Origin of the sequence: Bacteroides intestinalis DSM 17393 (genome assembly GCF_000172175.1) — a bacterium.
Lineage (GTDB): Bacteria > Bacteroidota > Bacteroidia > Bacteroidales > Bacteroidaceae > Bacteroides > Bacteroides intestinalis.
The window spans coordinates 1,326,355-1,346,558 of sequence record NZ_ABJL02000007.1; the positions used below are offsets into that span (position 1 = coordinate 1,326,355).

At 45.7% G+C, this 20,204-nt stretch carries 12 protein-coding genes; 11 read left to right on the plus strand and 1 reads right to left on the minus strand.

Going from position 1 to position 20,204, the window contains the following annotated elements:
* Positions 1 to 539: 539 nt before the first annotated feature.
* The 11 genes from glmS to BACINT_RS08955 all read left to right on the plus strand — a co-directional run bounded on the left by glmS (position 540) and on the right by BACINT_RS08955 (position 18,954).
* The gene (glmS, locus tag BACINT_RS08905) at positions 540 to 2,384 is read left to right on the plus strand and encodes a glutamine--fructose-6-phosphate transaminase (isomerizing) (protein WP_021967743.1); all 1,845 of its coding nucleotides are present in this window, start codon (positions 540 to 542) and stop codon (positions 2,382 to 2,384) included.
* 69 nt (positions 2,385 to 2,453) lie between these two features.
* A complete protein-coding gene (locus BACINT_RS08910; protein WP_007662383.1) occupies positions 2,454 to 4,337 on the plus strand; it encodes an amidophosphoribosyltransferase in 1,884 nt (627 codons plus the stop codon).
* 31 nt (positions 4,338 to 4,368) lie between these two features.
* A complete protein-coding gene (gene carA, locus BACINT_RS08915) occupies positions 4,369 to 5,529 on the plus strand; it encodes a glutamine-hydrolyzing carbamoyl-phosphate synthase small subunit (protein ID WP_007662385.1) in 1,161 nt (386 codons plus the stop codon).
* 21 nt (positions 5,530 to 5,550) lie between these two features.
* Complete coding sequence (gene carB, locus BACINT_RS08920; RefSeq protein WP_007662387.1) at positions 5,551 to 8,784, plus strand: carbamoyl-phosphate synthase (glutamine-hydrolyzing) large subunit; 3,234 nt, start codon at positions 5,551 to 5,553, stop codon at positions 8,782 to 8,784.
* Between the two features lie 187 nt (positions 8,785 to 8,971).
* A complete protein-coding gene (locus tag BACINT_RS08925) occupies positions 8,972 to 9,952 on the plus strand; it encodes a GntR family transcriptional regulator (protein ID WP_007662388.1) in 981 nt (326 codons plus the stop codon).
* A gap of 70 nt (positions 9,953 to 10,022) precedes the next feature.
* Positions 10,023 to 11,795, plus strand: a complete 1,773-nt coding sequence (gene fucI / locus BACINT_RS08930) for an L-fucose isomerase (RefSeq protein WP_007662390.1) — start codon at positions 10,023 to 10,025, stop codon at positions 11,793 to 11,795.
* A 15-nt stretch (positions 11,796 to 11,810) separates the two neighbouring features.
* Complete coding sequence (locus BACINT_RS08935; protein ID WP_007662392.1) at positions 11,811 to 12,449, plus strand: class II aldolase/adducin family protein; 639 nt, start codon at positions 11,811 to 11,813, stop codon at positions 12,447 to 12,449.
* A complete protein-coding gene (locus BACINT_RS08940) occupies positions 12,449 to 13,834 on the plus strand; it encodes a rhamnulokinase (protein WP_044154967.1) in 1,386 nt (461 codons plus the stop codon). Before BACINT_RS08935 ends, BACINT_RS08940 begins: the two co-directional genes overlap by 1 nt.
* 104 nt (positions 13,835 to 13,938) lie before the next feature.
* The gene (locus tag BACINT_RS08945; RefSeq protein ID WP_007662395.1) at positions 13,939 to 14,328 is read left to right on the plus strand and encodes an L-rhamnose mutarotase; all 390 of its coding nucleotides are present in this window, start codon (positions 13,939 to 13,941) and stop codon (positions 14,326 to 14,328) included.
* Between the two features lie 23 nt (positions 14,329 to 14,351).
* Positions 14,352 to 15,677 carry an L-fucose:H+ symporter permease gene (gene fucP, locus BACINT_RS08950; protein WP_007662396.1) on the plus strand — a complete coding sequence of 442 codons (1,326 nt, stop codon included), beginning with the start codon at positions 14,352 to 14,354 and terminating at the stop codon, positions 15,675 to 15,677.
* Between the two features lie 157 nt (positions 15,678 to 15,834).
* Positions 15,835 to 18,954, plus strand: coding sequence for an ATP-binding protein (locus tag BACINT_RS08955; protein WP_007662397.1), 3,120 nt, complete (start codon positions 15,835 to 15,837; stop codon positions 18,952 to 18,954).
* Positions 18,955 to 19,154: 200 nt separating this feature from the next.
* On the opposite strand, the gene BACINT_RS08960 is transcribed toward BACINT_RS08955, so the two are convergent.
* Positions 19,155 to 20,048, minus strand: coding sequence for a helix-turn-helix domain-containing protein (locus tag BACINT_RS08960; RefSeq protein ID WP_007662398.1), 894 nt, complete (start codon positions 20,046 to 20,048; stop codon positions 19,155 to 19,157).
* Between the last annotated feature and the right edge of the window lie 156 nt (positions 20,049 to 20,204).

A 20,204-nucleotide genomic window follows, 5' to 3' on the forward strand; every position in this document is an offset into this window, starting at 1 on the left:
GCCACTTTATCACATTATCACCTTATCACTCTTTTATTCCTTTTTGTAGGGTTATGAATCAAACAGATGATTATTGCGCAACTCAAGGCTGAAAGGCTTAGGCTACGCTAAATTATCATTTGATTCCTTTTTTTCTTCTAATGAGCTAATTTATTTAGCTCAACAGCGGATGGGGTGAATTTCACTTTCAACCGATGTTTGTTATGAATTAATTCCGCCAACGGGTTCTCTTTATCTTATTAGTCATTTCCTTTGGCTTTGGCTATTTGGCTATTTGGCAATTTGGCAACGTTGAAAAACGGCACTCTTTGCCGGATTAGAAGATTTTTCCGCTATCTCCTTTCAATATAATACTAAAATTCTACTGCTTGCTTTGAGATTATAAAATTGTTCCTTTTGCTTTCATAAGTTTGTTTTCTTTAACTTTTTGACAAGAAAACATCTTTTTTCTATTCTTTTGATAAATAAATAGGTAAAACATTAACTTTATGTTCTCGGGTTTTTATATCTTTGCAGCGCAAAATCAAATATTAATTAGTATGTGTGGAATAGTAGGCTATATTGGTCCAAAGAAGGCCTACCCCATTCTTATCAAAGGATTGAAGCGATTAGAGTATCGCGGATATGATAGTGCAGGGGTAGCATTAATCAGTGATAACCGACAGTTGAACGTTTACAAAACGAAAGGTAAGGTTTCGGAACTGGAAACTTTCGTTACTCAAAAAGATATTTCCGGTAACATCGGAATTGCCCATACCCGTTGGGCTACGCACGGGGAACCTTGCTCCGCTAACGCCCATCCTCATTATTCCTCTTCCGAACATCTTGCTCTCATCCACAACGGTATCATCGAAAACTACGCCGTCCTCAAAGAAAAACTTCAGGCCAAAGGCTATTCATTCAAAAGCAGTACGGACACCGAAGTATTGGTGCAGCTGATAGAATTCATCCAGAAATCCAAAAATACAGATTTGCTGACTGCTGTGCAATTAGCGTTGCGTGAAGTAATCGGTGCATACGCTATTGCCGTGCTGGATAAGGACAATCCGGATGAGATTATAGCAGCCCGCAAGAGTAGCCCGTTGGTGGTAGGTATCGGTGAAGATGAGTTTTTCTTGGCTTCGGATGCTACGCCGATTGTGGAATATACAGATAAAGTCGTATATTTGGAAGATGAAGAGATCGCCGTCATCCGCCGCGGAGAGAAACTGAAGGTGGTGAACCTGAAAAATGTGGAATGTCCGCACGAAGTGAAGACGGTGGCACTGAACCTGGGGCAGTTGGAAAAGGGTGGTTATCCGCACTTCATGCTGAAAGAGATTTTTGAGCAGCCCGATTGTATTCATGACTGTATGCGCGGACGTATCAATGTAGAAAGTACAAATGTGGTGCTTTCCGCAGTGATTGATAACAAAGACCGCCTGCTGGCAGCCAAACGTTTCATCATCGTGGCGTGCGGTACTTCCTGGCATGCGGCGCTTATCGGAAAACATCTGATAGAAAGTCTTTGCCGCATTCCGGTGGAAGTGGAGTATGCTTCAGAATTCCGTTACCGTGATCCGGTGATAGACAGTAAGGATGTGGTGATTGCGATTTCGCAAAGTGGCGAGACGGCGGATACATTGGCAGCTGTGGAACTGGCGCGGAGCCGTGGGGCATTTATCTATGGCATCTGCAATGCGATTGGTTCGTCTATTCCGAGGGCTACGCATACGGGCTCTTATATCCACGTAGGCCCTGAAATCGGAGTGGCTTCCACCAAAGCGTTTACGGGACAGGTGACAGTGCTCACCATGCTGGCGCTGACGCTTGCCAAAGAGAAGAATACGATAGATGAGGGGCAATTCCTTGCCATCGTGCAGGAGTTGAACCGTATTCCTGATAAGATGAAAGAAGTGCTGAAGCTGAACGGCAGCATTGCAGAGCTTTCCAAGATTTTCACGTATGCGCATAACTTTATTTATCTGGGACGCGGATATTCGTATCCCGTAGCCCTGGAAGGTGCGTTGAAGCTGAAAGAAATCTCTTATATCCATGCCGAGGGTTATCCGGCTGCTGAAATGAAGCACGGGCCTATCGCATTGGTAGATGCTGAAATGCCGGTAGTAGTGATTGCTACACAGAACGGGCTTTATGAGAAAGTATTGAGCAACATACAGGAAATCAAGGCGCGTAAGGGCAAAGTGATCGCTCTGGTGACAAAAGGGGATACGGTTATCAGCAAGATTGCCGATACTTGTATCGAGTTGCCGGAAACAATTGAGTGCCTTGACCCGTTGATTACTACGGTACCGTTGCAGTTATTGGCGTACCATATCGCAGTATGCAAGGGGATGGATGTGGATCAGCCGAGGAATCTGGCGAAGAGCGTAACAGTGGAATAAAGAGGGTAATATGAAATAAATAGTAAATGATAAATTGTACTTTGTACATTGTAAATTGTAAATGAACTGATGGAAGAACTGAAGCATGAATGTGGCGTTGCCATGATACGCCTGCTGAAACCTCTGGAATACTATGAACAGAAGTACGGCACATGGATGTACGGTTTGAACAAACTCTATCTTCTGATGGAGAAGCAGCACAATCGCGGACAAGAAGGCGCCGGTCTGGCTTGCGTAAAGCTGGAAGCAAATCCCGGTGAGGAGTATATGTTCCGTGAGCGTGCACTCGGTTCGGGCGCCATTACCGAGATATTCGGTACGGTGCAGGGCAACTTTAAGGATCTGACAAAAGAGCAGCTTCATGATGCGGATTACGCTAAAAAATACCTCCCTTTTGCGGGCGAGGCTTACATGGGGCACTTGCGTTATTCCACTACCGGAAAGAGCGGCATTTCATACGTGCACCCTTTCCTGAGGCGTAACAACTGGCGGGCTAAGAATCTCGCTCTTTGTGGCAATTTCAACATGACGAACGTGGATGAGATTTTTGCACGTATCACTGCTATCGGTCAGCATCCGCGGAAGTATGCCGATACGTATATCATGCTGGAACAAGTGGGGCACCGTCTTGACCGTGAAGTGGAGCGCCTTTTCAATCTTGCCGAAGCGGAAGGATTGACAGGCATGGGCGTGACTCACTATATAGAAGATCATATGGACCTGGCAAACGTGCTGCGTACTGCGAGCAAGGAGTGGGACGGAGGCTATGTGATATGCGGACTGACGGGAAGCGGTGAATCGTTTGCCGTGCGCGACCCGTGGGGAATCCGTCCCGCATTCTGGTATCAGGATGATGAAGTGGCAGTACTTGCCAGCGAGCGTCCTGTGATACAGACCGCTTTCAATGTACCGGCAGGCAGTATTAAGGAATTGATGCCCGGACAAGCTTTGCTGATTAACAAGGCGGGCAAGCTGCGCACCACCCAGATCAATAAAGTGCGTGAGGTGAAACCCTGTTCTTTCGAACGTATTTATTTCTCACGAGGCAGTGATGTGGATATTTACAGGGAACGTAAACTATTGGGTGAGAAACTGATACCTAACATCTTGAAAGCCATTAATAAAGACCTTGACCATACCGTGTTTTCCTTCATCCCGAATACAGCGGAAGTTGCTTTCTACGGCATGTTGCAGGGACTGGATGATTATCTGAATGAAGAGAAAGTGCAACAGATCGCTTCCCTGGGACATAGCCCCAATCTGGAGGAGCTGGAACAGATACTTTCCCGCCGTATTCGTAGCGAAAAGGTAGCCATCAAGGATATTAAACTGCGTACGTTTATTGCAGAAGGAAACAGCCGCAATGACTTGGCTGCGCATGTGTATGATATCACCTATGGCAGTCTGGTGCCGGGTGTGGACAATCTTGTCATTATCGATGACTCCATTGTACGCGGAACCACTCTGAAACAGAGTATCATCGGTATTCTCGACCGCCTGGGTCCCAAGAAGATTGTGATTGTTTCTTCGTCCCCGCAGGTGCGTTATCCCGATTATTACGGCATCGACATGGCAAAGATGAGTGAATTCATCGCTTTCAAAGCTGCCATCGAATTACTGAAAGACCGGGATATGAAAGATGTGATTGCCGCTGCCTACCGCAAATCGAAAGACCAAGTAGGGTTGCCGAAGGAGCAAATGGTGAACTATGTGAAGGATATCTATGCACCTTTCACTGACGAGGAAATCTCCGCCAAGATGGTGGAACTGCTGACACCTGCCGGAACAAAGGCGAAGGTGGAAATCGTATACCAACCGTTGGAGGGGCTGCATGAGGCTTGTCCCAATCATCGGGGAGACTGGTATTTCAGCGGTGATTATCCTACGCCGGGCGGGGTGAAGATGCTGAATAATGCTTTCATTGACTATATAGAACAAGTATATCAATTCTGACAGTAATTAGCTTGTAACTTTTATAACAAATATGAGAAATGTAACTCTTATCCTCGACGACGGGAGCCGCTTCCACGGCAAGTCGTTTGGCTACGAAAAGCCGGTAGCGGGAGAGGTGGTTTTCAACACAGCTATGACGGGCTATCCCGAGAGCTTGACTGACCCCTCGTATGCCGGACAGTTGATGACGCTCACTTATCCGTTGGTGGGCAATTATGGTGTGCCGCCTTTCACTGTCGAACCGAATGGGCTGGCTACCTTTATGGAAAGCGAGCGTATCCATGCGGAAGCCATCATTGTAAGTGATTATAGTGAGGACTTTAGCCATTGGAACGCTGTGGAAAGCCTTGCTGATTGGCTGAAGCGCGAACAGGTGCCGGGCATCACAGGTATCGATACGCGTGAGCTGACAAAGGTGCTCCGCGAACATGGCGTGATGATGGGGCGCATCGTTTTTGACGATGTCGAAAACGAAATTGACAATTCACAATTGACAATTGACAATTATGAGGATGTCAACTACGTAGACAGGGTTAGTTGCAAAGAGATTATTGTATATACTGGCAAAGAATCTCCCCTTCATTTTCCCATAACCACTCCCACAGCGCAGCTTAATTGTCAATTGTCAACTGTCAATTGTCAATTGAAGCGCGTAGTGCTTCTTGATTGTGGAGTGAAGAGCAATATCCTTCGCTGTCTGCTGAAGCGTGATGTGGAAGTCATCCGTGTGCCTTGGGATTATGATTATAATGAACTGGAGTTCGACGGACTTTTCATCAGTAATGGCCCGGGTGATCCGGATACCTGTGATGCTGCGGTGCAGAATATCCGCCGGGCAATGAAGAATGAAAAACTGCCTATCTTCGGTATCTGCATGGGAAATCAGTTGTTGAGCAAGGCAGGAGGAGCAAAGATATACAAGCTGAAATATGGTCATCGCAGTCACAACCAGCCAGTGCGTATGGTGGGCACGGAGCGTTGCTTCATCACTTCGCAGAATCATGGTTATGCAGTGGACAACACTACGCTGACGGAAGATTGGGAACCGCTGTTCATCAATATGAATGACGGGTCTAATGAGGGTATCAGACATAAACGGAATCCCTGGTTCTCTGCACAATTCCATCCGGAAGCTGCCAGTGGACCGACGGATACGGAGTTTTTGTTTGATGAGTTCGTGAAACTGCTGTAATCACTTATAAACGTACAATAAATGAAAGAAAACAATATAAAGAAAGTCCTGCTACTCGGTTCCGGTGCACTGAAAATCGGTGAGGCAGGTGAGTTCGACTACTCTGGCAGTCAGGCACTCAAAGCTTTGAAAGAAGAAGGTATCTACACCGTTCTTATCAACCCGAACATCGCTACCGTGCAGACTTCGGAAGGCGTTGCCGACCAGATTTACTTCCTGCCTGTCACTCCTTATTTTGTAGAGAAAGTCATCGAAAAAGAACGTCCGGATGGTGTTATGCTCGCCTTTGGTGGGCAAACGGCACTGAACTGCGGTGTCGCCCTTTACAAAGACGGAGTTTTTGAGAAATATGGTGTAAAAGTTCTCGGTACTCCCGTACAAGCCATTATCGATACGGAAGATCGTGAGATTTTCGTTCATAAACTGAATGAAATCAATGTAAAGACTATTAAAAGCGAAGCCGTAGAAAATGCTATTGATGCCCGTCGTGCTGCTGCCGAACTGGGTTATCCGGTGATTGTCCGCGCTGCATACGCGCTTGGTGGACTGGGTTCCGGCTTCTGTGACAATGAAGAAGAACTGAATGTGCTGGTTGAGAAAGCTTTCTCTTTCTCCCCGCAGGTGCTTGTGGAAAAATCCTTGCGTGGATGGAAAGAAGTGGAGTATGAGGTGGTGCGCGACCGCTTTGACAACTGTATCACCGTCTGTAACATGGAGAACTTCGACCCGTTGGGCATTCATACGGGAGAGTCCATTGTTATCGCTCCGTCTCAGACGCTCAGTAACTCCGATTATCATAAGCTGCGCGAACTTGCTATCCGTATCATTCGCCACATCGGTATTGTAGGAGAATGTAATGTACAGTATGCATACGATCCTGAAAGTGAAGATTATAGAGTGATTGAGGTGAATGCCCGCTTGAGCCGTTCTTCCGCTCTGGCTTCTAAAGCTACGGGTTATCCGCTTGCTTTCGTTGCTGCAAAACTCGGCCTTGGATACGGATTATTCGACCTGAAGAATTCTGTGACAAAAACCACAAGTGCTTTCTTTGAACCTGCATTGGATTATGTGGTCTGCAAAATACCCCGTTGGGACTTGGGTAAGTTCCATGGTGTAGACAAGGAACTGGGTTCCAGCATGAAGTCAGTTGGCGAAGTGATGGCTATCGGCCGTACTTTTGAAGAAGCCATTCAGAAAGGTCTGCGTATGATAGGACAGGGGATGCATGGTTTCGTGGAAAATAAGGAACTTGTTATCTCTGATATAGACAAGGCGCTCCGTGAACCGACGGATAAGCGTATCTTTGTCATATCCAAAGCTTTCCGTGCCGGATATACCGTTGATCAGGTGCACGAACTGACGAAGATCGATAAGTGGTTCCTGGAGAAGCTGATGAACATCATGAACACCAGCAAAGAGTTGGAGCAGTGGAGCAAGAACCACAAACAGATAGCCGATCTGCCTTTTGAATTGCTGAAAAAAGCCAAGGTACAAGGTTTTTCCGATTTCCAGATAGCCCGCGCCATCGGTTATGAAGGGGACATGGAAGACGGTATCCTCTATGTGCGCAATCATCGTAAGAGTGTCGGCATAGTTCCTGTAGTGAAGCAGATAGATACTCTTGCTGCCGAATATCCTGCACAGACTAATTATCTGTATCTGACGTACAGTGGCATTGCTAATGATGTTCATTACCTCGGTGATCGTAAATCCATCGTTGTACTCGGTTCCGGTGCGTATCGTATCGGGTCTTCCGTAGAGTTTGACTGGTGCGGTGTGCAGGCACTGAATACCATCCGTAAAGAGGGGTATCGCAGCGTTATGATCAACTATAATCCCGAAACCGTATCTACGGACTACGATATGTGCGACCGCCTCTACTTCGATGAACTTACCTTCGAACGGGTAATGGATATCCTTGAACTGGAAAATCCGCACGGGGTGATTGTTTCTACCGGTGGTCAGATACCGAATAACCTTGCCCTTCGACTTGATGCGCAGAAGGTACCTATCCTCGGTACTTCCGCCAAAAGCATTGACAATGCTGAAGACCGTGAGAAGTTCTCCGCCATGCTGGATCGTATCGGTGTAGACCAGCCTCGCTGGCGTGAGCTTACGAGCATGGACGACATCAACGAGTTTGTGGAAGAAGTAGGTTTCCCGGTACTTGTGCGTCCGTCGTATGTGCTTTCAGGTGCTGCAATGAACGTTTGTTCCAATCAGGAAGAATTGGAACGCTTCCTGCAACTTGCGGCCAATGTATCGAAGAAGCATCCGGTGGTTGTCAGCCAGTTCATCGAACATGCCAAGGAGGTGGAGATGGATGCGGTGGCACAGAACGGAGAAATTGTGGCATACGCTATCTCTGAACATATTGAGTTTGCCGGGGTACATTCGGGCGATGCTACGATTCAATTTCCGCCTCAGAAGCTTTATGTGGAGACGGTACGCCGCATTAAGCGTATCAGTCGTGAGATTGCACGCGAACTGAATATTTCCGGTCCGTTCAATATCCAGTATCTGGCCCGTGAGAATGACATTAAGGTGATTGAATGTAACCTGCGTGCATCCCGTAGTTTCCCGTTCGTCAGCAAGGTGCTGAAGATAAATCTTATCGAATTGGCTACGAAGGTGATGTTGGGGCTTCCGGTAGAAAAGCCGAATAAGAATCTCTTTGAGTTGGATTATGTAGGCATTAAGGCAAGCCAGTTCTCTTTCAATCGTTTACAAAAGGCCGACCCGGTGTTGGGGGTGGATATGGCATCTACAGGTGAGGTCGGTTGTATCGGAAGTGATACATCTTGTGCTGTGCTGAAGGCTATGCTTTCTGTAGGCTACCGCATACCGAAGAAGAATATCCTGCTTTCTACCGGTACACCGAAACAGAAGGTGGAAATGCTTTCCGCTGCCCGTCTGCTTCAGCAAAAAGGGTATAAGCTCTTTGCAACGGGAGGTACCAGTAAGTTCCTTACGGAAAACGGGGTGGAGAATACGCAGGTGTATTGGCCCAGTGAGACCAACCAACAGCCGCAAGCGTTGGATATGCTGCACAAAAAGGAGATCGACATGGTGGTGAATATTCCGAAGAACCTTACTGCAGGTGAGTTGAGCAACGGATATAAGATTCGTCGTGCCGCTATCGACCTGAATGTTCCACTGATTACAAATGCCCGCCTGGCAAGTGCTTTCATCAATGCTTTCTGTACGATGACGCTGGATGATCTGGCAATTAAATCGTGGGCGGAGTATAAATAATCTCTGTATAACAAAGTGATAGCGCCCCGTTACATTGCGAAGATGTGACGGGGCTTTTGTTTTTATATGCTGCAAAACATATTCCTATTTCTTGCTGATTCAGAATAAATAATCTTTCTTTGTACCAGCACAGTTCAGCACAGTTGGCTGCGTCATTCTTACTTTGATTAAACCTGTTATACGCAATATGAAAACAATTTTCGGGCAACAAACGACGAAGGTGAAACAACTGGCCGATTTGATCAGCCAGGACATTTCCATGGGACGTTACAAGACGGATACCGCCCTGCCTTCCATCAATCAGCTGAGCCACGATTATAAAGTTTCCCGCGATACGGTTTTTAAAGCTTTTATTGATCTGAAAGAGCGGGGGATTATCGACTCTACTCCTGGTAAAGGTTACTATGTGGTGAACCGTCAGAAAAATATCTTGTTGCTGCTCGATGAATATTCACCTTTTAAAGATACGCTGTATAACAGTATCATCCGCCGTCTTTCCACGCGTTATAAGGTAGACCTGTGGTTTCATCAGTATAACGAAGCATTGTTCAATGCTATTCTTCGCGATTCCATTGGCCGTTATAATAAGTACGTGGTAATGAACTTCGATAACGAAAAAATTTCTCCTTATCTCTATAAGATAGACTCTTCCCGCCTGTTGCTGCTTGATTTCGGGCAGTTTGATAAGCGGGAGTATTCATACATCTGTCAGGACTTCGGTGAGGCCTTTTACGCTGCTATGACTCAATTGGCAGATAGGTTGCAGAACTATCGCAAGCTTATCCTGTTTCTGGCACGGGAAAGTAAGCATCCCAAGGAGACGTGCGATTATTTCAGGAAATATTGTGCAGATCATCAATTGGAATGTGAGGTAATAGAGACATTGGACGACAGGGAAGTGCATTCCGGTGAAGCCTATATTGCCATCCGCCAAGTGGATGTGGTAGAGATTGTGAAGAAGAGCCGTGCGGCAGGTTTGACGTGTGGCGTTGATTTCGGCTTGATAGCCTATAATGATACGCCGGCTTATGAAGTGATTGATAAGGGAATAACAGTAATGAGTGTTGATTGGCAAAAGATGGGAATCCTGACGGCAGATTTCATATTGAGTGGCAAGCCCATACAGGTTTGTCTGCCGACGGAAGTAAATTTAAGAGGCTCTTTATAGCCTTTTTTTACAAACTTATTTCAGCACAGTTCAGCATAGATGATGTTTTATTAACCAAATAAATGATAGCATGAAAAAGTATCCGAAAATCGGGATTCGTCCCACTATCGACGGTCGCCAGGGTGGCGTACGTGAAAGCCTTGAAGAAAAAACAATGAATCTGGCTAAAGCAGTAGCCGAGTTGATCACCAGCAACTTGAAGAACGGTGACGGAAGTCCGGTGGAGTGTGTGATTTCAGACAGTACCATCGGTCGCGTAGCCGAAAGTGCGGTTTGTGCTGAGAAGTTTGAACGCGAAGGCGTGGGTTCTACTATCACAGTGACCTCTTGCTGGTGCTACGGTGCCGAGACTATGGATATGAATCCGTATTATCCGAAAGCTGTTTGGGGATTTAACGGCACGGAACGTCCGGGAGCTGTATATCTGGCAGCTGTACTGGCGGGACATGCACAAAAAGGATTACCTGCTTTTGGCATTTACGGACGTGATGTGCAGGATCTGGATGACAATTCCATCCCTGCCGACGTTGCAGAAAAACTGCTTCGTTTTGCACGTGCCGCACAGGCAGTAGCAACCATGCGCGGAAAATCTTATTTGTCGATGGGTAGCGTATCCATGGGTATTGCCGGCTCTATTGTAAACCCGGATTTCTTCCAGGAATATCTGGGTATCCGTTGCGAATCTGTAGACCTGACTGAAATTATCCGTCGTATGACTGAAGGTATCTATGATAAGGAAGAGTTCGCTAAAGCCATGGCATGGACAGAAAAGTATTGCAAGAAAAATGAGGGCAAGGATTTCAATATCCCCGCAAAGACCAAGACTCGTGAGCAAAAAGACGAAGATTGGGAATTCATTGTGAAGATGACTATCATTATGCGCGACCTTATGCAAGGCAATCCGAAACTTCGTGAAATGGGATTCAAGGAAGAAGCACTTGGACACAATGCCATTGCCGCCGGTTTCCAGGGACAACGCCAGTGGACCGATTTTTATCCGAATGGTGACTACTCCGAAGCTCTGCTGAATACTTCTTTTGACTGGAACGGTATCCGTGAAGCATACGTAGTAGCTACTGAAAACGATGCTTGCAACGGCGTAGCCATGCTCTTCGGTCATTTGCTGACAAACCGTGCACAGATATTCTCTGATGTACGTACATATTGGAGTCCTGAAGCAGTGAAACGCGTTACGGGTAAAGAATTGACAGGTTTGGCTGCTAACGGTATTATCCATTTGATTAACTCTGGTGCTACCACTCTGGACGGTACAGGCCAGCAAACGAATGCACAGGGTGAACCTGCCATGAAACCTCATTGGGAAATCTCCGAGACCGAGATGGAGAAATGTCTTGAAGTTACCACCTGGTATCCCGCTAACCGTGATTATTTCCGTGGCGGTGGTTTCTCTTCTAACTTCCTGTCTAAAGGCGGCATGTCTGTGACGATGAGCCGTCTGAATCTTGTGAAAGGCCTCGGTCCCGTGCTCCAGATTGCAGAAGGATGGACGGTAGAGATTGATCCGGAAGTTCACAAACTACTGGATGAACGTACGGACCGTACGTGGCCTACTACCTGGTTTGTACCCCGTCTTTGCGATAAACCGGCATTTGAAGATGTGTATTCGGTAATGAATAACTGGGGAGCTAATCATGGTGCTATCAGTTACGGACATATCGGTCAGGATTTGATTACGTTGGCTTCCATGCTTCGTATTCCTGTTTGTATGCATAATGTAGATGAGAAGAAAATATTCCGTCCTGCTGCTTGGAACGCATTCGGTATGGATAAAGAGGGAGCTGATTACAGAGCTTGTACAACGTATGGACCTATCTATAAATAACAAATAGAAATAGACATGATAACAAACGAACACATAGAACAATTCATTGTCCAGGCACATCGGGTAGGAGATGCCGGATTGACAATATGCAGTAGCGGCAATATCTCCTGGCGCATTGGTGACGAAGTGCTGCTTTCCGGAACAGGTTCATGGGTACCTTCTCTACCTAAAGAAAAAGTGGCTGTCTGTCGCCTTTCCACAGGAGAAGTATTGAATGGAGTGAAACCCTCTATGGAGAGCGGTTTTCATCTGGGAGTGCTTCGTGAGCGCCCTGATGTGAATGTAGTCCTGCATTTCCAGTCACACTATGCCACGGCTGTGGCGTGTATGAAGAATCGTCCTACGAACTTCAACGTAACAGCAGAGATCCCCTGTCATGTGGGAAGTGAGATTCCGGTAGTTCCTTATTATCGTCCGGGATCGAAAGAATTGGCACAGGGAGTAATTGATGCTTTGAAAGATCATAATTCCGTCCTCTTGCTGAAACATGGGCAGGTGGTGTGTGGCAAGGACTTCGACCAGGCTTTTGAACGCGCTATGTTCTTTGAAATGGCATGCCGCATCATTATCCAGTCCGGAGGAGACTACACCGTACTTACTCCTGAAGAGATCGATGATCTTGAGACATACATTTTAGGAAAGAAGACTAAATGATGAATACCTATCTGGCAGTAGATTTTGGAGGTGGAAGCGGTCGCGTGATGGCCGGTTCCATCTGCCAGGGTACGTTGAAACTGGAAGAGGTGTACCGCTTTCCGAACCGCCAGGTGCGGATGGGAAACCATGTGTACTGGGATTTCCTAGCTCTGTTTGATGAGATGAAGAACGGACTCCGGCAAGCGGTGCGCAAGGGATATCGTATCAGGAGCATTGGCATTGATACCTGGGGTGTGGACTTTGGATTGATAGACCGTAACGGTAACTTGCTGGGAAATCCAGTGTGTTATCGCGATCCCCGAACGGATGGTTTGCCGGAGGAATTTTTCGGTGACAACCTTGTTCGGCATTATTCGGAAGCCGGTATACAAGTGATGTCTATCAATACACTTTTCCAGCTTTATAGCATGAAGAAAAGCGGTGATACGCAATTGGAAGTGGCCGACCGTCTTCTGTTTATGCCCGATCTTTTCAGTTACTTCCTCACAGGGGTGGCAAATAATGAATATTGTATTGCATCCACCTCCGAACTGCTTGAGGCGCGTAGCCGGACTTGGAATCAGCCGCTCATCCAGCGTTTGGGAGTACCTGCACATCTTTTCGGAGACATTGTGATGCCCGGTACGGTACGTGGCAAACTGAAACGGGAGATTGCCGAAGAAATTGGCTTGACGGATGAAGTAGATGTCATAGCCGTCGGTTCGCACGATACGGCAAGTGCTGTTTATGCGATTCCTTCGACACAGGTGGATAAATCTCGTTGTGCTTTCCTTAGCTCCGGTACGTGGTCTCTGCTGGGGGTTGAACTGGATGAACCTATCCTCACGGAAGAAGCTTGCCGGGCAGGCTTCACCAATGAGGGCGGGGTAGGCGGTAAGATTCGTTTTCTTCAGAATATCACCGGGCTTTGGATCTTGCAACGCCTTATAGCGCAATGGAAAGAAAGAGGAGAACGATGTGGATACGATTTCTTGCTTTCTGCCGCCGAATCTGCGGATATTCCATCCGTCATTGACGTAGATGATAAGATATTCCAGAACCCTGTGGATATGGAAGATGCCATTGCGGAGTATTGTGAAGCGCACGGACAGCCTATACCGGAAACTTACGGTGAGGTAGTACGTTGTGTGCTCCAATCACTCGCCCTGCGCTATAAGCAAGGGATAGACCAACTGAACCGTCTGCTTCCCGCCCCGATAGAACAACTCAATATCATCGGTGGCGGATGCCGTAATTCACTGCTGAACCGCCTGACAGCCAAGGCTTTGGGTATTCCCGTCTATGCCGGACCCGTAGAGGCAACCGCTATCGGTAGTATCCTGGTGCAGGCCATTACCAAAGGAGAGATCGGCAGCCGTGAAGATATCAAAGAATTTATTTAATAACTTAGCCGGAACGTGGATACACTGCTTTGCGTAGATAATTACCGTATCACTTTTTAGTCTGCTAAAATCTGTGTTTATTTGCGTTTCAATATTGATTTACTATGGACACATTAATCAAACGTTATCCTGCCAAAGAGCATCATCAGCCGGTGGAGCGTATCTGCCGGACTCTGGAACTTCGTGACGATCCGCAGTTGATAGCTGAATATCGCCGCCGGCACAGTCGAGGGGCTATTTGGCCCGAAATACTTGCTGGTATTCGGGAAGTCGGCATTCTGGAAATGGAAATATATCTATTAGATACCCGCCTGTTCATGATAGTCGAAGTGCCTGTAGGGTTTGACTGGAATGCAGCTATGGAGCGCCTCGCTACCTTGCCCCGACAACAGGAATGGGAAGACTATATGGCCATCTTCCAGCTTGTAAAACCCGGTTCCACAGCCGCCGAAAAATGGCAACCAATGGAGCGTATTTTCCACCTTTATGACTAATTCCAGCCAAAGAAATAACTACCATGAAGAATAATACTAATAAAAACAGCATTATCAGTAAAGACGGAGTAAGCTACCTCATTCCGTTCATCCTTATCACCAGTTGCTTTGCTTTGTGGGGCTTTGCCAATGATATCACGAATCCGATGGTGAAAGCCTTTTCCAAGATTTTCCGTATGAGTGTTACCGACGGGGCGCTGGTGCAGGTGGCTTTCTATGGCGGATATTTTGCCATGGCATTCCCCGCAGCTATTTTTATCCGTCGCTTTTCATATAAAGCAGGGGTACTGCTGGGACTGGGACTGTATGCTATTGGTGCATTTCTGTTCTATCCTGCCATGCTGACGGGTAATTACTATCCCTTCCTTATAGCCTACTTTATCCTGACATGCGGACTCTCGTTCTTGGAAACCAGTTGTAATCCCTATATCCTTTCTATGGGCGATGAAGCTACATCCACTCGTCGCCTGAATCTCGCACAGTCTTTCAATCCGATGGGCTCGTTATTAGGTATGTACGTGGCGATGAACTTTATCCAGAATCGCCTGAACCCGATGGATACGGTGGAACGCAGCCAGCTTTCGGATACAGAATTTGCTGCGGTACGTGATTCGGATCTGATGGTACTGATTGCGCCTTATCTGATTATCGGGCTTGTCATTTTGGCTATGCTGATCGTGATCCGTATGGTGAAGATGCCGAAGAATGGCGATCAGTCTCATAACATCAATTTCCTGCCTACATTGAAACGTATATTCGGTATACACCATTACCGGGAAGGAGTGATCGCACAGTTCTTCTATGTAGGTGCGCAGATTATGTGCTGGACATTTATCATTCAATATGGTACGCGCTATTTCATGTCGGAAGGGATGGAAGAGAAAGCCGCGGAAGTGCTCTCACAGCAGTATAACATTGTGGCTATGATTATTTTCTGTGCCAGCCGTTTCATCTGTACGTTTATCCTGCGGTATCTCAGTCCGGGGCTGTTGCTGAAGGTGCTGGCTATTGTGGCTTGTGTGTTTACGGCCGGGGTGATTGGTTTCCAGAATATCTGGGGAATGTATTGCCTGGTGGGAGTATCAGCCTGTATGTCTCTGATGTTCCCCACGATTTACGGTATAGCTTTACAGGGATTGGGCGATGATGCCAAGTTCGGTGCTGCCGGATTGATTATGGCAATTCTCGGAGGGTCGATATTACCGCCGGTTCAGGCAAGCATTATAGACTGCGGTACATTGATGGGCATGCCTGCTGTGAACCTGTCATTCATCCTTCCGTTCATCTGTTTTGTGGTGATTGTGATTTATGGACACCGGTCCTATTGCAGGGAGAAAATGCGAAAGTAATTATAGATACTTCTGAATTTGATGATGGAGAACCTTTTATAGAAAAAAGGTTCTCTTTTCTATTTATATAAGTTGTATTTCTTCTTTTTTTGCTATTTTTGCATTGCAAAATGAAACAAACAAATATTTCGCATAACATAAAATTCTTCTGGTACAGATGAAAAAATATTTCCTATTTCTGTTTTTCTATCTCTTGTCTATGAATTCGGCTTTTGCACAAAAAGATACGATAGATGGTAAAAGTTATATCCTTTGTATAAACTCATATACGGAATCATCCCCTTGGAGTAGTCGGCTCATTTCCAACGTTACGGAATTCGTTCAAAAAGACCCTGAAATTACTCTCTACGTAGAGCATCTGAATATGCTTCTGGTTGAAAATGATTCTATTCTGGAAGAATCCAAACGCAATATATTCGATAAATACAAAGATCTTTCTCCGCGTATGCTGTTATTGCTGGGAAATTCGGCATTGTTGTTGCGGGATGAATATAGAAAAGCTTGGGGAGATATTCCCATTGTACTTTGTGCACAGGAAGATTATTTGGATTCTTATGAAGCTTATATCCACAGGCGGCCTTCCATACCAGAAGAACGAACTCCTCTTTCTTATTTGGTTGACCCCTACAATTTAGTTTATCTGTACGCTGATTTGTATATCCCGGAAAACATTCGCCTAATGAAACAGATGATTCCCGGAATGAAAGAGTTTATATTTATAGGTGACGGGCGCAAAGTCAATCAAGACAACTCCGCACTTATCCAGCAAGAACTGAATACGAAATATCCGGAAATCAAGTATCGATTTTGGTCTGCTGAAAATATGACAACCAATCAGTTGTTGGACTCCCTGTATTTCGTAGACACTAAAACGACGGGAGTTCTGTTCGCTTCATGGTTCTACAAATACACATTTGCCGGTAACAGCATGTTAGCCACTAATTCTCACAAGCTTATAGCTGCTACCTCCGTTCCTATCTTTTCTCTTAGTATGGTAAATATAACCAGTGGAAAAGAAGGTATGTTGGGTGGATATACTTACAATCAGGATCAGTATGATGCGGCATTGATTCAGACCATTTCGGATGTATTGAAAGACAAACAGGCACGTCAGATTCCTTGCTATATTCCCACAGATGGGGCACCCATTATTAATTATGAAATACTGGCGCGTAACGGGATTTCTCTTTCCGCATGTCCTGCCAATACCCGTTTTCTGAATAAACCGCTTACATTTTGGGAGCATTACCGGTATTTCATCTTGGGAACTCTCTTCTCTATTTTGCTTATTACACTGTTCTTCCTATATCGTATTCACAATCTGAATGCATTAAAGAAAGCACAACAGAACGAGATAGATGCAATGGCTACCTACAAAATGCTGGTGAACAATATGCCTTTACTTTATATGCAGGAAGAACTGGTGACCGATAAGAACGGCAATCCCATTGAATTAATTTACCGGAATGTAAATTCAGAATTTGAGAAACATTTCTATCGTAAGGAAGAAGTCATAGGCAGAAAAGGGAGTGAGATATTCCCGGAATCCATGCCCGAATTCCTGCACTTCACAAAGATGGCGTTGACCGAGAAAAGAGCCATTACATTCCCTTACTACTTTAAAGCCATCGATACTTTTTACGATGTGGTATTGAAAGGAACCCATCAGGGAAATATGATTGATATCTTCTGCCTGAACAGCACAGAACTGCACAAAGCACAGCAAAAGCTGAGTGCTACCAATAGTAAACTGGCCATGGCTCTTGAAGTTGCCAATATCGTACCCTGGAAGTGGGATCTGAAGAGCAAAACAATCCTGTGTGATATCAATAGACCGATTGAACTGAGTACTGACGAACAGGAGGTGGAAGATTCACAACTATCTGTGCCCGATTCTCAGTATTTCTCAAAAATCTTCAAGGAAGACCGTGAACGGGTGAAACAGGCCTATCGGGACTTGATAGAAGGACGGGCGGAAAAAGTGAAAGAAGAATACCGTATCGTCAATGTGCAGAAAAACAATCTGCACAAGGTGGAGTGGGTGGAGGCACAGGCCGCCGTAGAAGCCCGTGATGAGGATGGAAAGCCATTAACCTTGATAGGCTCGTCTCTTGTCATCACCAACCGGAAGAAAATGGAACAAGAACTTACGACAGCAAAAGAGCTTGCCGAAGAATCCAATCGCTTAAAGTCGGCCTTCCTGGCCAATATGAGCCATGAAATCCGTACCCCGTTGAATGCTATTGTCGGTTTCTCGGGGATATTGGCGTCTACCGAAGAAGAACAGGAAAAGCAGGAATATGTCAGCATCATCGAGAACAATAATACCTTGTTGCTGCAACTCATCAGTGATATTCTTGATTTGTCGAAGATTGAGGCGGGAACGTTGGAGTTGAATTACTCTAATATTGAACTGAATGAGTTGATGAGGGAACTGGAGCGTGGTTTCTTGTTGAGAGTGAAGACGGATGCGGTGAAACTGGAGTTTGTGGAACCTGCCGGGCCATGTATGGTTTATACGGAAAAGAACCGTTTGTCCCAATTGATGATTAACCTTGTGACAAATGCCATTAAGTTTACCGAAAAAGGCAGCATTCGTTTTGGCTATGAAATGCGGGAGAATGAGTTGTATTTCTATGTAGCCGATACCGGATGTGGAATTCCGAAGGATAAGCAACAAAACATTTTCGGGCGTTTCGTCAAGCTGAACTCTTTTGCCCAGGGAACCGGATTGGGGCTTTCTATCTGCCAAACACTGATAGAACGTATGGGTGGCAGAATCGGTGTGGAATCGGAAGAGGGTAAAGGCTCTACTTTCTGGTTTACGCTTCCCTACAAACCGGCTGTGAAGGAAGACAAGAAACAGATGCCCAAAGATATTCAACCCGTTTCGATAGAAAGAAACAAACTGACCATACTGGTTGCAGAAGATAATGCAAGCAATTATAAGCTTTTTGAATCCATCCTGAAGTACGACTATCATTTGATTCATGCTTGGGACGGTATGGAGGCTGTAGAAATGTTCCGGGAACATAATCCTCAGATTGTATTGATGGATATCAATATGCCTGTAATGGACGGGTACGAAGCTACCCGGGAGATCCGCAAATATTCTGCAAAGATTCCTATCATTGCCGTTACAGCCTTTGCCTATGCTTCGGATGAACAGAAGGTAATGGAAAGCGGATTCGACGGATATATGCCCAAGCCTATCAATGCTAGGTTGCTGAAGGCACAACTGATGGATATTATGCAGAAACGTATCATCTTGTTATAAGATGAAAGTTTTTCATTTTCAGTTGAATGTTTTTCAATGCTGTGGTTCAACGCCCGCGATGCCACACCTGAGCGGTGCCGATGCCACACTTGGACGAGCGTGAAGTGTAGCGTTTGTTCTGCTCAGGTGTGGCATTTGCCCCGCTCAGGTGTGGCGTTTTAGAGGCTTGGGTTGCAGACTCTGTTCTTCCATTCGCTGTATTATGTATTCTTTTGATATTCCGCCGGTGTCATTCCCGTCATCCGTTTAAAGAATTTACTGAAGAATGACGGATTTGGGAATCCCAATTCATCCGAGATTTGGAATACCAACAAATCACTGTGTTTCAGCAGCACTTTTGCTTCAAGAATAATGGCTTGGTTAATCCACTGCATTACTGTCTGCCCGCTTACTTCACGAATAACCGTACTCAGATAATGAGGAGTCAGGCACAGTTTATCTGCATAGAAGCTGATGGTACGTTCACGTTTACTGTGTTCATTAACCAACCCGATGAAGCGACGGAACACCTTTTCCTGGCGTGAGAGATGCAGCGGGGCAGACTCCTCGCATTTTGCATGGATATACCTTATATTATAGAGTAACGCTATAATCAAGTGTTGCACCACTTCCCGGCGGAAGGGGACTTTGTGCACAGTATCCCATAACATTGAAAAGAAAGCATCGATTTGCGGCAATTCTTCCTCTGTGGGCGAGATGAAAATGCCATGCTTTGTGTACGAATCCGTCAGTGCACCTCCCTGTGAGATAGGCAGAAAGTTATTATCAGGAACAATGACCTGAAAGTCGTAATCCTCACTGATTTCTATAATTTCTATTAGTGAGTTGCAAGGACTGATAATAATCATTGGTTCCTTTACCTTATATTCTATCAGATTGATGGAGATCCGTGCTTCACCTTTCAGTATCCGGATGATTCTGCTTTCTCTGGTGCGGTAAGGCTTCCCTGTACTAAAGAGGATGCTATCCATTTGGGCAAAACTGACGACAATGCCAAGATCACGGTTGATAAAACGGAAACTATTATTGTTTACAATGTTTTGATTACTCAGCAGCTCGCCAAGTCCAAGCTCCATGGGCTTACTCTTTTCCATATTCTTTTTCTTCTTTAACTTATCTATATCTGTGGCAAAGGTAAGAAAATGCAGGGTTTTCTTGTCTTTTTATACTGGTAATCGAATAAATAGAACATCATTACACACAAATAGAATGTATCCATATACTTTTAAACTCTATCTTTGCGTCCTATA